15 protein-coding genes are annotated in these 14,646 nt (G+C 69.3%); 10 read left to right on the forward strand and 5 right to left on the reverse strand.

Annotation, left to right across the window (positions count from 1 at the left end):
• Positions 1 to 101 precede the first annotated feature (101 nt).
• On the reverse strand, positions 102 to 974 hold the full coding sequence (locus tag AC3RXY_RS07930) for a fumarylacetoacetate hydrolase family protein (protein WP_491510356.1): 873 nt from the start codon (positions 972 to 974) through the stop codon (positions 102 to 104).
• 121 nt (positions 975 to 1,095) lie between these two features.
• Here AC3RXY_RS07930 and AC3RXY_RS07935 point away from each other — a divergent pair, with 121 nt between their 5' ends.
• Positions 1,096 to 2,364 carry a PrsW family intramembrane metalloprotease gene (locus AC3RXY_RS07935; RefSeq protein ID WP_491510357.1) on the forward strand — a complete coding sequence of 423 codons (1,269 nt, stop codon included), beginning with the start codon at positions 1,096 to 1,098 and terminating at the stop codon, positions 2,362 to 2,364.
• Between the two features lie 261 nt (positions 2,365 to 2,625).
• Here AC3RXY_RS07935 and AC3RXY_RS07940 read toward each other — a convergent pair whose 3' ends face one another.
• Positions 2,626 to 3,339, reverse strand: coding sequence for a cache domain-containing protein (locus AC3RXY_RS07940; RefSeq protein WP_491510358.1), 714 nt, complete (start codon positions 3,337 to 3,339; stop codon positions 2,626 to 2,628).
• A 34-nt stretch (positions 3,340 to 3,373) separates the two neighbouring features.
• Positions 3,374 to 4,165 carry a GntR family transcriptional regulator gene (locus AC3RXY_RS07945; RefSeq protein ID WP_491510359.1) on the reverse strand — a complete coding sequence of 264 codons (792 nt, stop codon included), beginning with the start codon at positions 4,163 to 4,165 and terminating at the stop codon, positions 3,374 to 3,376.
• Positions 4,166 to 4,271: 106 nt separating this feature from the next.
• On the opposite strand from AC3RXY_RS07945, the gene AC3RXY_RS07950 reads away from it, so the two are divergent.
• The 5 genes from AC3RXY_RS07950 (at position 4,272) to AC3RXY_RS07970 (ending at position 8,929) form a co-directional block, all read left to right on the forward strand.
• Positions 4,272 to 5,342, forward strand: a complete 1,071-nt coding sequence (locus AC3RXY_RS07950; protein WP_491510360.1) for an ABC transporter ATP-binding protein — start codon at positions 4,272 to 4,274, stop codon at positions 5,340 to 5,342.
• 143 nt (positions 5,343 to 5,485) lie between these two features.
• The gene (locus AC3RXY_RS07955; protein WP_491510361.1) at positions 5,486 to 6,667 is read left to right on the forward strand and encodes an extracellular solute-binding protein; all 1,182 of its coding nucleotides are present in this window, start codon (positions 5,486 to 5,488) and stop codon (positions 6,665 to 6,667) included.
• 69 nt (positions 6,668 to 6,736) lie between these two features.
• The gene (locus tag AC3RXY_RS07960; RefSeq protein WP_491510362.1) at positions 6,737 to 7,564 is read left to right on the forward strand and encodes an ABC transporter permease; all 828 of its coding nucleotides are present in this window, start codon (positions 6,737 to 6,739) and stop codon (positions 7,562 to 7,564) included.
• A 7-nt stretch (positions 7,565 to 7,571) separates the two neighbouring features.
• Complete coding sequence (locus AC3RXY_RS07965) at positions 7,572 to 8,384, forward strand: ABC transporter permease (protein WP_491510363.1); 813 nt, start codon at positions 7,572 to 7,574, stop codon at positions 8,382 to 8,384.
• A gap of 176 nt (positions 8,385 to 8,560) precedes the next feature.
• The gene (locus AC3RXY_RS07970; protein WP_491510364.1) at positions 8,561 to 8,929 is read left to right on the forward strand and encodes an FKBP-type peptidyl-prolyl cis-trans isomerase; all 369 of its coding nucleotides are present in this window, start codon (positions 8,561 to 8,563) and stop codon (positions 8,927 to 8,929) included.
• Between the two features lie 34 nt (positions 8,930 to 8,963).
• Here the strand turns inward: AC3RXY_RS07970 and AC3RXY_RS07975 are convergent, their stop codons facing one another.
• Positions 8,964 to 10,253, reverse strand: coding sequence for an MFS transporter (locus AC3RXY_RS07975; RefSeq protein ID WP_491510365.1), 1,290 nt, complete (start codon positions 10,251 to 10,253; stop codon positions 8,964 to 8,966).
• Between the two features lie 142 nt (positions 10,254 to 10,395).
• Here AC3RXY_RS07975 and rpsO point away from each other — a divergent pair, with 142 nt between their 5' ends.
• Positions 10,396 to 10,665: a 30S ribosomal protein S15 gene (rpsO, locus tag AC3RXY_RS07980; RefSeq protein WP_491510366.1), complete on the forward strand. Its 270-nt coding sequence runs from the start codon at positions 10,396 to 10,398 to the stop codon at positions 10,663 to 10,665.
• A gap of 116 nt (positions 10,666 to 10,781) precedes the next feature.
• On the opposite strand, the gene AC3RXY_RS07985 is transcribed toward rpsO, so the two are convergent.
• Positions 10,782 to 11,786, reverse strand: coding sequence for an isopenicillin N synthase family dioxygenase (locus AC3RXY_RS07985; RefSeq protein WP_491510367.1), 1,005 nt, complete (start codon positions 11,784 to 11,786; stop codon positions 10,782 to 10,784).
• Positions 11,787 to 11,850: 64 nt separating this feature from the next.
• Here AC3RXY_RS07985 and AC3RXY_RS07990 point away from each other — a divergent pair, with 64 nt between their 5' ends.
• The 3 genes from AC3RXY_RS07990 (at position 11,851) to efeO (ending at position 14,634) form a co-directional block, all read left to right on the forward strand.
• Positions 11,851 to 12,303 (forward strand): hypothetical protein, encoded by a 453-nt coding sequence (locus AC3RXY_RS07990; RefSeq protein WP_491510368.1) that lies wholly within the window; start codon positions 11,851 to 11,853, stop codon positions 12,301 to 12,303.
• Positions 12,304 to 12,436: 133 nt separating this feature from the next.
• Positions 12,437 to 13,396, forward strand: coding sequence for an iron uptake transporter permease EfeU (efeU, locus tag AC3RXY_RS07995; RefSeq protein WP_491510369.1), 960 nt, complete (start codon positions 12,437 to 12,439; stop codon positions 13,394 to 13,396).
• The gene (gene efeO / locus AC3RXY_RS08000; protein WP_491510370.1) at positions 13,393 to 14,634 is read left to right on the forward strand and encodes an iron uptake system protein EfeO; all 1,242 of its coding nucleotides are present in this window, start codon (positions 13,393 to 13,395) and stop codon (positions 14,632 to 14,634) included. The genes efeU and efeO overlap by 4 nt, the downstream gene beginning before the upstream one ends.
• The last annotated feature ends 12 nt before the right edge of the window (positions 14,635 to 14,646 follow it).

Below are 14,646 nucleotides of genomic sequence, written 5' to 3' on the forward strand. Positions count from 1 at the left end.
CGCCCAGCGCACGATGCCCCGCCCTGCACAGCGGCGAGGCCGGTGCGTGTGCTGGGCGGGGCATTGTGCGCATGGCGGCGCGCGGCCGCGGCTGGGGGGGACTACGCCTCGATGATGCGGCAGTGGGTGGTGAGCTCGCCGATGCCCTCGATGCCGACCGTCACGGTGCTGCGATCGCGGAGGAAGATCTGCGGATCCCGCGAGTAGCCGGCCCCGCCAGGGCTCCCGGTGGAGATGAGCGTCCCAGGCAGCAGCGTGAGCGAGCGGGAGAGATGCGCGATGAGGGTCTTGACCGAGCGCACCATCTGCCCGGTCGAGCCGTCCTGCACCGTGTGCCCGTCTACGACCGTCCAGATGTGGAGGTCCTGCGGGTCGGGGATCTCGTCGGCGGTCACCACGACGGGGCCGGTGGGAGTGAACCCGTCGAACGACTTGCAACGGCACCACTGCGCCTCGGAGAACTGCACGTTGCGGGCGGTGATGTCGTTGACGACCGTGTAGCCCCAGACGTGGTCGAGGGCGTCCTCCTCGGAGACGTCCCGCGTCGGTGTGCCGATGATGACCCCCAGCTCCGCCTCGTAGTCCACCGCCTCGCTCAGCGAGCGCGGCCAGGAGGTGGTCTGCTCATGGCCGGTGAGCGAGTTCGGCCAGAGCGAGAACACGGTGGGCGCGGCGTCCGTCTTCAGGCCGAGCTCGCTCGAGTGCGCGGCATAGTTGAGTCCCACCGCGAGCGTCGCCGGCGGCATGAGCACCGCGGAGGCGAAGGTGAGATCGGCGAGCGGATATCGGGTTCCGTCGCCGCGGTCGAATGCCGTGCGGATCGCCTCCAGGCCCGCGTCGCCGAGATCGATCAGCTGCGGGAGCGTAACCGGGCCCCCGGGGATCAGGTCGTCGACGAACGTCGCGTGATCGTCGGTGACGAGCGCGAGGCGCGGAGCGGGGGAATCGGGCAGGCGCAGGTGTGCAAAGCGCATGGCACCACGTTACCGGAGGGGGGTGGGACCTCGTCCGCGGTGGCAGGGGATCGAGTATCGGCGCCGCTGCCCGGCGCCATCCGGTGCGGGCAGGGGGCAGTCACCTCTTAGGCTTCTTCTCATGACATACGGCTTGCCCGACCCAGAGCAGCCCGCGCCCCGGTTCGTGCCGCGGGTCGGCCAGCAGTCTGCATTCGCCCCCGCGGCGGGGCATCAGCCCGCGCACGCGGCCGGCTTCGGGTCATCGCTCGATCAGACCCCGCTCTATCGCCCGCCCGCTCCGATGGCGCCGCCGCCGGCCGCATCGATCCCGGTGCGGGGCAAGCGCGGGATCGGTGGCTGGATCTGGCTGGTGGGTGTGCTGGTCTTCCTCCTGCTCGGCCTGGTCGCCTATTTCCTCGCGACGCTCGGCACCGGAGCGGCGGTCGTCGGTCTGGTTCTCGCCCTCGTGCCGCTCGGAATCGTGCTGGTCGGGGTGCGGCTCATCGACCGGTGGGAGCCGGAACCACGCGGACTGATCGCCTTCGCCCTCGCGTGGGGAGCGATCGCGGCCGTCGCGATCGCGCTGCTGATGAGCCTGCTGACCCAGATCGCCTTCGGCGGACGCGTTCCGGAGTTCTTCAGCGCCGTCATCCAGGCACCGCTCGTGGAAGAGGCGGCCAAGGGGCTCGGCGTGCTGTTGATCTTCCTGATGGCGCGCCGCTCGTTCGACGGTCCCGTCGACGGCGTCGTCTACGGCGCGCTCGTCGGCGCCGGGTTCGCGTTCACCGAGAACATCCTCTACTTCGGCAGCAGTCTTATCGAGAGCGGGGGCGCGGGGCTGACCGCGACGTTCTTCGTGCGCGGACTCATGTCGCCGTTCGCCCATACGATGTTCACCGCGCTCACCGGCTTCGCGATCGGCCTCGTCGCCCGGCGTGGCGGCGGGGCGGGCGCGGCCATGCTGGCCGGACTCGTCGGCATGGCCGGCGGGATCGCCCTGCACGCCTTCTGGAACGGCTCGGCCATGCTCGGGGACTTCTTCGGGCTTTATGTGACCCTGCAGGTGCCGCTGTTCCTCGCGTTCATCCTGGGGGTGATCGCGCTGCGCCGGGAGGAGTCCAGACTTACCCGTTCTCGCCTGATGGAGTATGCCCAGGCGGGCTGGTTCACACCGGAGGAGGTCACCATGCTCGCCACGCCCGCCGGGCGACGGGAGGGGCTGCGCTGGGCGGCGACGCTGAACGGCGACCGCCGCCCCCTCATGCGCGCCTTCATCCGTGACGCCACCGCGCTCGCCGCGACACGGCAGCGCATCATCACCGGTCGTGATGCCCACCACGGACCGGAGGAGGAGCGGATGCTCCTCGCTCGCACGCGCCAGACCCGCGCGGCGCTGCTGTCCATCTGACCGGCCGGCGGCTGCGCCGCGCCTTGCCGAATCACCAGGGTTTTCGGGTGGGCGCCGCCGGCGCCCACCCGAAAACCCTGGTGATTCGGCAAGGCGCGCGGCGGCCGGGGGCGGGCGGTCCATCCGGCGGCACGCACCGGAGCCGGCCTGGCAAGACTCAGCGCCCGGTGCTGCGGCGATGCCTGCGAGTCTCCCGGGCGCTGAGCTGATCTGAAACCAGGGTGCACCCGCTCCGCCGCGGTGTCAAGAGCTCTGTCGGCCTCAGTGCGCGATGTCCTCCACGATCACGTCCAGGGCGACACCAGCGCACGGGACCCGCGGAAGGGCGGCGAGCCGGCTGCCGCGGACGGTGTCGCCCGTGGCACAGCGCGGATCTGTCGAGACCACAACCCGGCCGACGCCGTTGGTGAGGGTCACCTGCTGACCGAGGGCCGCGAACCGCGGCGTGAGCTCTCGTTCGACGTCGGACACCAGCAGGTCCAGCGCCGCGACGCCGATGCGCCGTCCCCCGGTGACGGTCGGCACCGCGATCGTGATCGTGTACTCGTCGCTGCAGAGGTAGTCCACGTAGGGACCTGCCACGTGCGGAGTGCCGGTGGCCATCGGTACCCGGTACCACTCGAGCTCGCTGTAGTCGATGTTCTCCTTGTCGACGGTCTGCGCGGCGAGCACGAGCTGGCGGCGGTCGGCTCCCTGCCACCAGGCGAGGTGGCTCTGCGCATCGGAGAGGAGGTCGATCGCCGCCACGAACCCGGCGCCGTAGACCGGCACCGCCTCGAGGTCGAACGTCGCCTGCGCATACGGCTCCACGAGGGCGTCGACCATCCCGCGCGTGAGGCCGCCGGAGCGCATGGTCGCCGAGAGCTCCGCCGCGAGCGGGTCGACCCAGCCGCGGAGGGCGCGGATGGGGGCGCTGAAGTAGTCCTCGACGATGCCGGCGGCGGCTTCTCGGGTGATGGGGGGCTTGGTGCTCATCGCGTCCTCCTGTGCACGTCGATGGGAAGGGTGCTCATCGCGGGGGCGGTGAGGCGGTCTGCAGGGCGATGAGCGCGTCGATCACGTCGGCGACCATCTGTTCGGTGCGGCGCCCGGCCTCGTCCACGTCGCCGCACTCGACGGCGCCGATGACTCCGGCCAGGTTGTCCGCCTGGTGCTGCAGGCCCGTCTCGTCCGGGGCGACGAGCCGCAGGTAGGGCGAGATCTCCGCCTGGAGCTTCATCTGCTCGCGGGTGAGACGGGCGGACTGGCTGAGGGAGACGAGCTCGATCTGGACGTCGTCGATCAGGCGTCGTTGCTGTTCGACGTCGAGGTCTCCGAGGCGTCCCAGCCGATGCAGCACCTGCTGCGCTTCGCTCGGATCGGCGCGCCGCGCCGCCAGGCGCACGGCGGCTGCCGTGATCGCGGCATAGTGCGCGGCCATGTCGCGCAACGCCAGTCGTGAGCTGTTCAGCAATGCGGTGCGCGCGAAAGCGACCGGATCGGCGTCGGCCGCGACGAAGCTTCCGCCGTTGCGGCCGCGGCGCGTGACGATCAGGCCGCGACCGCGGACGGCGAGGAGCGCCTCGCGGACGGTGACGGGGGCGACGCCGAAGCTGCGGGCCAGCTCCGACTCGGAGGGCAGGCGCTCGCCGGCGCGGAGGTGGCCGCGTTTGATGGCGTCGACCAGCCGACGTTCGACGAGCTCTGCGCGGCCCTCGTCGCCGATCGGCTGGAACAGCGCTCCGCGCAGCCGGTGCGGATGCCGGGGGAGGGGCACCGACGCGACGGCCTCGGCATCGGGCAGCGGCGTCGGCGAATCCATCTGCTGATTGTCGCATCAGAAGAGTTTTCCGGAAAGAGTTGAAATATTACCTCTGGGTTTATATGTTTATCCCACCTTCCCGTTCGACGATGATCCGAGGAGAAAGATGACGACCGTCGCATCCGCCGCGCCGCCTGAGCAGGACGCCGGCGCCGCCCCCGGCAGCGTCTCCTTGCAGGGGCTGACGAAATCCTTCGGCGAGTTCACCGCCGTTCGCGACCTCGACCTCGAGGTCGCATCGGGCGAGTTCCTGTCGATGCTGGGGCCCTCCGGCTCGGGAAAGACGACCGTGCTGCGGCTGATCGCCGGTTTCGAGGAGGCGACATCGGGAACGGTGCGTCTGTCCGGTGCAGACGTCACCCGGACGCCGCCCCACGCCCGTGAGGTCAACACGGTCTTCCAGGACTACGCCCTGTTCCCCCACATGACGATCGCCGAGAACGTCGGCTACGGCCTGCGGGTGCGCGGACGCGGCACGGAAGACAGGCTCTCCCAGGTCTCGGACTCCCTGCGGCGGGTGCATCTGGACCACGTCGCCGACCGGCTGCCGCACCAGCTCTCCGGCGGCCAGCGCCAGCGCATCGCGCTCGCGCGCGCGCTGATCCTGCGCCCGCAGGTGCTGCTCCTCGACGAGCCGCTCGGCGCGCTGGACAAGCAGCTGCGCGAGCAGATGCAGATCGAGCTGAAGCAGATCCAGCGCGAGGTGGGCATCACCTTCATCTTCGTCACGCACGACCAGGAGGAGGCGCTGACCCTGAGCGACCGGGTCGCGGTGTTCAACAACGGTCGTATCGAGCAGATCGGCTCAGCGCGCGATGTCTATGAGAACCCGCAGACCGAGTTCGTCGCGCGTTTCCTCGGTCTGTCGAACCTCATCACCGGAGATCTCGCCCGCGAGCTCACCGGAGACGCACGCACGATGAGCATCCGACCAGAGCGCGTGCGCATCGCGGCGGAGCCGGCGGCGCTCACCGACGGCGAGGTGGGGCTCGCCGGCGTGGTCCGCGAGATCGTCTACACCGGCCCCGCGACGCGCTATCTCGTCGCCGCCGATGCGGGCCAGGACGTCATCGTCGAGCGGCCCAATGCGCACGTCGCCCCCGCCGCCACTGTCCTCGGGCGCGGCGACCGCGTCCGGGTGGCGTGGAACCCGGCGCACGCCGCCCGGCTGCCCTGACCGACCGTCCACACTCGCCTGCCTGACCCGCCCGACCGCCGCGGCCCGCCCCGACCGGTCCATCCCGGGCGGCGCGCCGGATCCGGCGACGAAGACCTGCACCACCACCACCCAGACAAGCACGATCCCGAAGGAGCGATCCCATGCGAAAGAAGATCCTGGCCGCCGGAGCGATGACCGCGGCTGCACTCCTGGCCCTCACGGCCTGTTCCGGCGACACCGGCGGGGGAGGCGGCGGCCTCTCCATCGACGTCCCCGACGTCCCGATGGTGGACGAGCTCGGCGAGATGGAGGGCGCGGTGAACATCGTCGCCTGGTCCGGCTTCGTCGAGCCGGCCTGGAGCGACGCGTTCACCGCAGAGACCGGGTGCGTCGTGAACCGTCGCGTCGCGGGCACCAGCGACGAGATGGTCCAGCTCATGCGCACCGGAGACTACGACCTCGTCTCGGCCTCGGGCGACGCAAGCCTGCGCCTCATCGCCGGCGGCGACGTGCAGCCGCTCAACCTCGACCTGATCCCCAACTTCGGCGACGACATCGTCGAGGGCATGAAGGGGCAGATCTACGACACCATCAACGGCAAGTCCTATGGCATCCCGATCGGTCGCGGGGCGAACATCCTGCAGTACAACAGTGACGTCGTCACCGAGGAGCCCACCAGCTGGGCCGTCGCGTGGGAGGCGGACAGCCCGTATGCCGGCAAGGTCATCGCCTATGACGCGCCGATCTACATCGCCGATGCGGCGGTCTACCTCATGGCGCACAACCCGGAGCTGGGCATCAAGAACCCCTACGCCCTGGACGAGACGCAGCTGGCCGCGGCCGTCGACCTGCTCAAGCAGCAGAACGGCATCGTGTCGGAGTACTGGTCGGACCCTGCTGCGCAGATCACCTCGTTCGCCGGCGGCACGACGGTGCTCGGCACATCGTGGGAGGTGCTGCGCAAGCTCACCGAGGACGAGAAGTTCAAGAGCGTGCTGCCGGAGGAGGGCTCGACCGGCTGGTCGGACGCCTGGATGCTCGCTGCGGAGTCCGAGCACCCCAACTGCGCGTACGCCTGGATGGACTACTCCTCCTCGCCGGAGGTCAACGGCGCGATCGCGATGAACTTCGGCATGGCGCCGGCCAATGCCGCGTTCTGCGACACCAGCGACGAGGCCACGGCGCACTGCGACTACTACAACGCCACCAACGAGGAGTACTTCGAGAAGGTCTGGTTCTGGACCACCCCGATCGAGCAGTGCATCGACGGCCGTACCGCCGACGAGGCCGTCTGCACCAACTTCCAGCAGTGGACGGACGCCTGGCTCACCGTCAAGGGCTGACCCTCGGCGCCGGGGCGGGGCATCCCGCCCCGGCGCTCCCCGAAGACTCGCATCGACGACAGGACCGACATGAAACGTCGCGCACGGCTCGCCGGGCTCCTGGCCCTCCCGATGGCCTGGCTGATCGGCATCTACATTTTCTCGCTGGCACTGCTGCTGGCCACCGCGTTCTGGGTCGTCGACCCCTTCACCTCGAAGGTCAAGCCCGGCTTCACGCTGCGCAGCTTCGAGATGCTGGTGACCAACCCGGCCTACCTCTCCACCTCGCTCCGCACCCTGGGCATCGCGCTCGCGGTCACCGCGCTGTCGATCCTCATCTCGGTGCCGCTCGGCATCTTCATGGCGAAGGTGGCCTCGCCGTGGCTGCGTGCCGTGCTGGCGGTGTCGATCACCCTTCCCCTCTGGGCGGGGTATCTGGTGAAGGTCCTGGCGATGCGCATCACGTTCACCGAGGAGGGGTTCTTCAACTGGGCAGTCTCTCCGCTGGGGATGCACGGCCCCGGATTCACCGCCGTGACCGTGGTGATCACGCTCACCTACCTCTGGCTGCCGTATATGGCCGTTCCGGTATACACGGCGATCCGCCAGCTGCCGCCGAACCTGTTCGACGCGGCGGCCGACCTGGGCGCCGGGTCCTGGCGGACCATCCGCACCGTCGTGCTGCCGCTGATCAAGCCGGCGATCATCGCCGGCTCGGTGTTCACGTTCTCGCTCAGCCTCGGCGACTACCTGGTCGCGAAGTTCGTCGGCGGCTCGACGCAGATGATCGGGAGCGTCATCGCATCCAACATCAACCTCAACCCGCCGCTCGCTGCCGCATTCTCGCTCGTGCCGATCGTGTTCGTCGTGATCTATCTGGTGAGCGTGCAGCGCACCGGCGCCCTGGAAAGGATGTGAGCGGAGCATGCTGAGACTGTCCCGCCCCGCGAAGGTGGTCCTCGGCGCCCTCGTCGCCGTGATCCTGGCCTTCATGTACGTGCCGTTGATGCTCGTGGTGCTGAACTCGTTCAACGCCGCTCGCATCGCCAGCTGGCCGGTATCCGACTTCTCCCTGCAGTGGTGGGTCCGGGCCTTCACGAGCCAGCCGGTGCGCGACGCCCTGCTCAACTCCCTGCTGGTCGCGGCGGGGGCCACGGTGATCGCCGTGATCCTCGGCACGCTCGTGGCCTTCGCGCTGCAGCGGTACCGTTTCTTCGGGCAGCGCGCGGTGAACCTGCTCGTGGTGCTGCCGATCGCCCTTCCCGGCATCGTCACCGGTGTCGCCCTGAACAACACCTACAACCGCATGCTCGAGCCCATCGGCATCCAGGTGGGCTTCTACGGGATGATCATCGCGCACGGAACCTTCTGCATCGTGATGGTGTTCAACAACGTCCTCGCGCGACTGCGTCGGCTCAACCCGAGCCTGGAGGAGGCGTCCCAGGATCTGGGCGCCACCCCGTGGCAGACGTTCCGCATGGTCACGTTCCCGCAGTTCCGCAGCGCGCTGATCGCCGGCGCGATCCTCGCCTTCGCCCTGAGCTTCGACGAGGTCTACGTCACGATCTTCACCGCGCCGCCCGGCGTCGACACGCTGCCGTTGTGGATCATGAACCAGATGGCCCGGCCGAACGAGGCCAACGTGGTCAATGTGGTGGCCACCGTGGTCATCCTCCTCTCGTTCATACCGGTGTGGGTGTCGCAGCGGCTCGGCCGCGATGTTTCGGACCGTGACTGACGGGCCAGACATTCTCCCAACTCAGGCACATACGACCCGCAACCCCCGATATCCGCGGATATCGGGGGTTTGCGGGGGTTCTGCCTGAGTTGGGGAACGGGGGGACGGCGGGCCGCGTTCGCCCTCAGCGGAGCGTTCGCGTTGACCACGCCCCGGTGCTCGGGTTGTATGGAGCCATGACCGATCGAACCAAGCCTGAATTCGATGCCCCCTCCGGCCCGGCTCCCACCGAGCTCGTCATCCGCGACCTGATCGTCGGCGACGGCGCCGAGGCCAAGCCCGGCGACACCGTCACCGTGCACTACGCCGGCGTCGAGTACGACACCGGCGAGGAGTTCGACTCGTCGTGGAACCGCGGGGAGTCCATCCAGTTCCCGCTCCGCGGCCTCATCCAGGGCTGGCAGGAGGGCATCCCCGGCATGAAGGTCGGAGGACGCCGCGAGCTCGTCATCCCGCCGCAGCTCGCCTACGGCCCGGCCGGATCCGGCCACTTCCTCAGCGGCAAGACCCTGATCTTCATCATCGACCTGATCGCGGTCGGCTGAGCCAACGGCCTGCGCAGAACCCCGTTCCCTGCCCTCATGGAACGGGGTTCTGCGCGTCATAGGCGCGGAAACCCGGCGTGCGCGAGGCCACCACGGCGGCGAGAACGACCACGATGAGCCCGCCCAGCAGCGGCGGGAACCACAGGGCGACCGCCGTGGCGAGCGTTCCCGCGTAGAGGGCGCCCACGCGTGGACCGCCTGCGACGACCACCACGAAGACGGCCTGCAGACGGCCGCGCATCGTGTCGGGCACCGCGGACTGCATCATCGTCGAGCGGTAGATCATGCTGACGTTGTCGGCCGCGCCGGAGAGGGCGAGCGCCGCGCATGCGGCGACGAGCAGCACCGTGTTGGGGGCGGTCGTGCTGGCCGGGAATCCGGTTCCGATCAGCAGAACCGCCCCGAACAGCAGGATGCTGATGCCGTAGACCTGCACGGCTCGCTCGATGCCGCGCCCGTGCCAGCGATAGCCCACCAGACGCCCGGAGAACAGGCTGCAGAGGAAGGCCCCGGCCGCGATCGATGCCGTCAACAGGCCGGTCGTCGCAGCTCCGCCGCCGAGCAGGACCGTGCCGAGGGCGGGGAACAGGGCGAGAGGCTGACCGAAGGTCATCGCGATGATGTCGAGCACGTACTGGGTGCGGATGTTGCGCGCTCGGCGGAGGAACCGCCACCCGTCAACGAGGGAGGCCAGCCCCGGGCGCACCGTCTCGCCATCCGGCTTGAGCGACGGCAGGGTCCACAGGCCGAGGAACATCGCCAGCATGAGGAAGACGTCGATCGTATAGGTCCAGCGGAACCCGGTCGTCTGCACCAGGAACCCGGCGAGTGCGGGCCCTGCGAGCATCATCACGCCGTACGTGACGCCGGTGAGGGCGGACGCTGCGGCCAGGAGATCGCGGGGCAGCAGGCGCGGGATGATCGCGGTGCGGGTGGCCATCCCGATCGAGTTGCCGACCGCGTTGACGATGCTCAGCGCGTACAGCCACCAGACCGTGTCGTTGCCCGTCCAGGTGAGCACGGCCAGGAGAGCCGTCGAGGCGAACGTGACGGTGGCGGCGATGAGCGCGATCAGGCGACGGTCGTGGGCGTCCGCCAGCATCCCGCCGAACAGGCCGGCGACCATCATGGGGAGCAGCCCCGCCACGGCGATCATCGACACCGCGAAGGTGCTGCCGGTGAGGTCGAACACGTGCAGCATCACGGCGACGATCGTGAGCTGCCCGCCGAGTCCCGCGAGCGTCGACCCGATCCACAGACGGGTGTATGCCGCGCTGGCCCGGAACGGGCGCAGATCGATAAGAAGCCCCCGCGGCGCGCTCATGTTCACCCCATCGAGGCTACCGGCGGTTGTCAGGGCCGCGGTGCTGATAGACTTCTTCGGTTGCCGTTAGATCGGCCGCGGATGAAGAGAGCTCGCGCATCAGGCGTCGGGCACCGCGCAACGAGAGAGAGGGGACCGCTTTATGGCACTGGATGCAGAAGTCAAGAAGGCGATCATCGAAGAGTACGCGACGCACCCCGGTGACACCGGTTCCCCCGAGGTGCAGGTCGCGATGCTGACGCAGCGCATCAAGGACCTCACCGAGCACCTCAAGGAGCACAAGCACGACCACCACTCGCGTCGTGGGCTGTTCCTGCTCGTTGGTCAGCGCCGCCGTCTGCTCGGCTACCTCCAGGACGTCGACATCGAGCGTTACCGCTCGCTGATCGAGCGCCTGGGTCTGCGCCGCTAAGCGCGATCAGCGTTCAATCGCATCAAACTTCTTGAAGGCCGCCCCGGGTGTGGGGCGGCCTTCGTCGTCTCTGCTCTCGCTCCGTGGGCGCTGCGGGAGCGCCCACGGAGCGGCGATCAGGAGCGGGCGGTCAGCAGGTCGGCGTGCCACCGTTCCGCGACGTCGGGGTGAGCGCGCAGGCGCGACTTCAGCGCGTTCTCGCCGTAGAGGCCGTGGATCGGGTTTGCCGGGTCCTGCGTCACTCCGGGCGCCTGCGCTGCCAGCTCTGCGGGCAGCTCGATCAGGGGGAGCACCGCGTCGAGCGCGGGGTTGAAGAAATACGGCACCGAGATGCGCTCATCGGGGAACCGCGGCGAGATCACCCGATGGTTGGTCGCGGTCAGGTATCCGCCGGTGGCGTACTCGAGCATCTCGCCGATGTTCACCACGAAGGCCCCCGGCACCGGGGGAGCGTCGACCCACTCGCCGTCGCGCTCGACCTGCAGGCCGCCCTTGCCAGGCTCCACCCACAGCAGCGTCAGCACGCCGGAGTCCTTGTGGGCGCCGACGCCCTGGGACGGCTCGTCTGTGCCGGGATAGCGCACGATCTTCAGCAGGGTCGAGGGGTCACCGAAGTGGTCGTCGAAGTAGGACTCCGGTGCACCAAGCGCCAGAGCCCAGGCGCGCAGCAGCTTGCGGGCGATGCCGGCGAGGTGGTCCTGCCACTCCTCGACCACGGCACGCAGCTCCGGCTGAGCCTGGGGCCACAGGTTCGGTCCGGTGAGGCGCGTGAAGTCCGGGGCTTCGGGGTCGGTGACCGCATCGCGCTCCGGGCCGATGTCGATCTGCTCGCGCCAGTCGACCCTGCCCTGGGTGAGCTCGCCGCCGACGCGGGTGTACCCGCGGAAGTGCGGGCTCTGCAGGTTCTCGATCGCGAGCTTGTCCGCTTCCGGCAGCGCGAAGAACGCCTGCGCCGCCGCCAGCAGCCTGCTCTCCAGCTCTGGCGTCACCCCGGTTCCTGTGAGATAGAAGAAACCGACGTCGTGGGTGGCCGCGCGCAACTGCTCGCGGAAGCGTTCCGCCGCCTCCGCTCCCTGGTCGAGGAGGGACAGGTCGAGGATCGGGAGGTTGAGGTCTGACATTCTTCGAGGCTATGAACGGCCGTCCGGAATCCGCACGTGTGTTTCCGTTCGTTACCCTGGCGGCATGCGCATCGTGCCTGCTCTTCGCGTCGTCCTGCCTGCGGTCTGGATGGGGCTGATCCTGGGGCTGTCCTTCCTGGAGACACCGCTGAAGTTCCAGGCCCCCGGCATCACGGTGCCGCTGGGCCTGGGCATCGGGCGGCTGGTGTTCGTGGCGTTGGGCATCGCGGGCCTGGCGCTGCTGATCGCGCTGACAGCGCTCGCCCTCGTTCCGGAGCGGGAGAACCGAAGCGGCTGGCTGCTGCTCGGCGGCCTGTGGCTGGTGCTCGCCGTGCAGTCTGTGGTCGTCCGGCCGCTCCTGGCAGCGCGCAGCGACATCATCATCGCGGGCGGCGACCCGGGGCCGTCGCTGCTGCACTACGGCTACATCGCCGCGGACATCACGATCCTCGTGCTGCTGCTGATGCTGATCGTGCACTCCTGGCGGCGGGCGGTCTCCGCCGGCGCCGCTCGCTGATCTGGACGGCCCGCCGCTCGGGATTTCTCCGGCCGGGTGGTTTCGCGGGCCGCGGCAACAGGCGTACAGTTCTTAGGTTCGCCTTGCCTTAGTGGGCGAACCTCGCCGTATCTGTCGGAAAGCAGTCGCCACCGTGTTCGCCGCCTTTCTCATCGGGCTCCGTGAGGGCCTCGAAGCCGCGCTCATCGTTGGCATCCTCGTGGCATATCTGCGCCGCGTCGGCCGTGCCGATGTGCTTCCCCGGCTCTGGGTCGGCGTTGTGCTGGCCGTGGCCTTGGCGCTGGGCATCGGGGCGGTCTTCACCTTCGGCGCCTACGCGCTCACCTTCGAGGGGCAGGAGCTGATCGGGGGAGGCCTGTCGCTGCTGGCCGTGGCGATGGTCACCTGGATGGTGTTCTGGATGCAGCGCGCGGGCCGTGACATGCGCAGACACCTCGAAGGGTCCATCGATCGCGCTCTCACCGATGGCGGGCTGTGGGCGATCGTGGCCGTCGGATTCGTGTCGGTCGCGCGCGAGGGCGTCGAGACGACGCTGCTGCTGTGGTCGATGGTCCAGTCGTTCGGCGATGGCGAGGGAGCCCTGATCGGAGCGCTGCTCGGCCTCGCCGTCGCCGTGCTGGGCGGGTGGCTCATCACCCGTGGCGCGCTGCGCCTGGACGTCGGGAAGTTCCTCACCTGGACGGGCGCGTTCCTCGTGATCGTGGCGGCCGGCGTGCTCGCCTATGCGATCCACGACCTTCAGGAGGCCAGAGCCCTCCCCGGTCCCTTCGGTGCCGGGGCGCCGGTCGATCCGGCCACCGGCGCTGTGCTGGTGGGCTGGGCCGGTCTGCCGCTGGGCTGGGCGTTCGACGTGAGCGCCGTCGTCCAGCCGACCGGCGTCCTCGCCACGATTCTGCAGGCGACGATCGGTTTCATGCCCCGGATGACGTGGCTCCAGGTGATCGCCTGGGCGCTGTACATCGTCGTCGTCGGCTCTCTCTACCTTCGCGGTGTCCTGCGCCGTCGTGTCCCGCGTGCGGGCGGCCCGGCCGGGACCGCCGCGAACCCATCTGCCCCATCGGTTCCCATCCCATCACCAGGAGCATCAGCATGATCGTTCTCTCTTCACCGGCGCGGCGCGGAGCCGCTGTCGTCGCCGTCGCCGGTGCGGCCGCACTCGTCCTGGGCGGCTGCGTGGCAAAAGCCGACCTCGCCGAGGGCAACACCCTGCAGGTCACCTCGACCGCCGACGACTGCACGGTCTCCGGGGCCTCCGCGACCAGCGGGACCCTCGTGTTCGAGGTCGCGAACGAGGGCGACCAGGTCACCGAGTTCTACCTTCTCGCCGACGATGGGCTTCGTATCGTCGGGGAGGTCGAGAACATCGCCCCCGGTGCGTCGCGCACGCTCACCCTCACCGCGCAGCCGGGCGAGTACTTCACACTCTGCAAGCCCGGCATGATCGGCGAGGGCGTCGGCCGCACCGGGTTCTCCGTCTCCGGCGACGCGGTGGCGCTGACCGGAGCGGACGCCGAGCAGAAGCAGGTCGCCGTCGACCTCTACGCCGCATTCGTCAAGGATCAGGTCGGTCAGCTGCTGCCCGCCGTCGAGGACTTCGTCGACCGGTACGTCGCAGCGGACGATGATGCCGCGCGGGAGCAGTTCCCGCTGGTGCGTACCTTCTACGAGCGGATCGAGCCGGTTGCCGAGGCGCTCGGCGACCTCGACCCGCGCATCGACTACCGCGAGGTCGATGCGCTCGCCGAGAACCTGCCGTGGACCGGCTTCCACCGCATCGAGAAGGACCTCTGGGTTCCCGCGAAGGATGCCGTCAACGCGGATGACACCCCCGCGTGGCAGGGCTGGGAGCCGTCCACGCCCGAGCAGCGCGCCGAGTTCGGTGCACAGCTGATCGCCGACGTCCAGGAGCTGTACGACTACGTGCACTCGGACGACTTCCTCGCGGCGCTCGACGAACAGGGCATCGGCGGCATCTCGAACGGTGCGATCGCGCTCCTCGACGAGGTCGCCACCGGCAAGATCACCGGCGAGGAGGACTGGTGGAGCGGGACAGACCTCTACGACTTCGCCGCGAACGTGGAGGGCTCGAAGATGGCCTTCAGCCTGGTTCGTGACTTCGCGGCGTCGAAGGGCGACGACGGGGACACCCTGGTGACAGACATCGAGGCCGGCTATGCGGCGCTCGAAGACGCCCTGGCCGCCCACGGCTCGCTGGATGCCGGGTTCGTCGACTACTCCGATCTCTCGGCGGCGGAGACCCGCGAGCTGTCCGACCTGATCAACGCGCTGGCCGAGCCGCTCTCGCAGCTCACCGCCAACATCCTGGGCTGAAGGCCTGTCCTC

This window comes from Microbacterium longlingense, assembly GCF_058349825.2.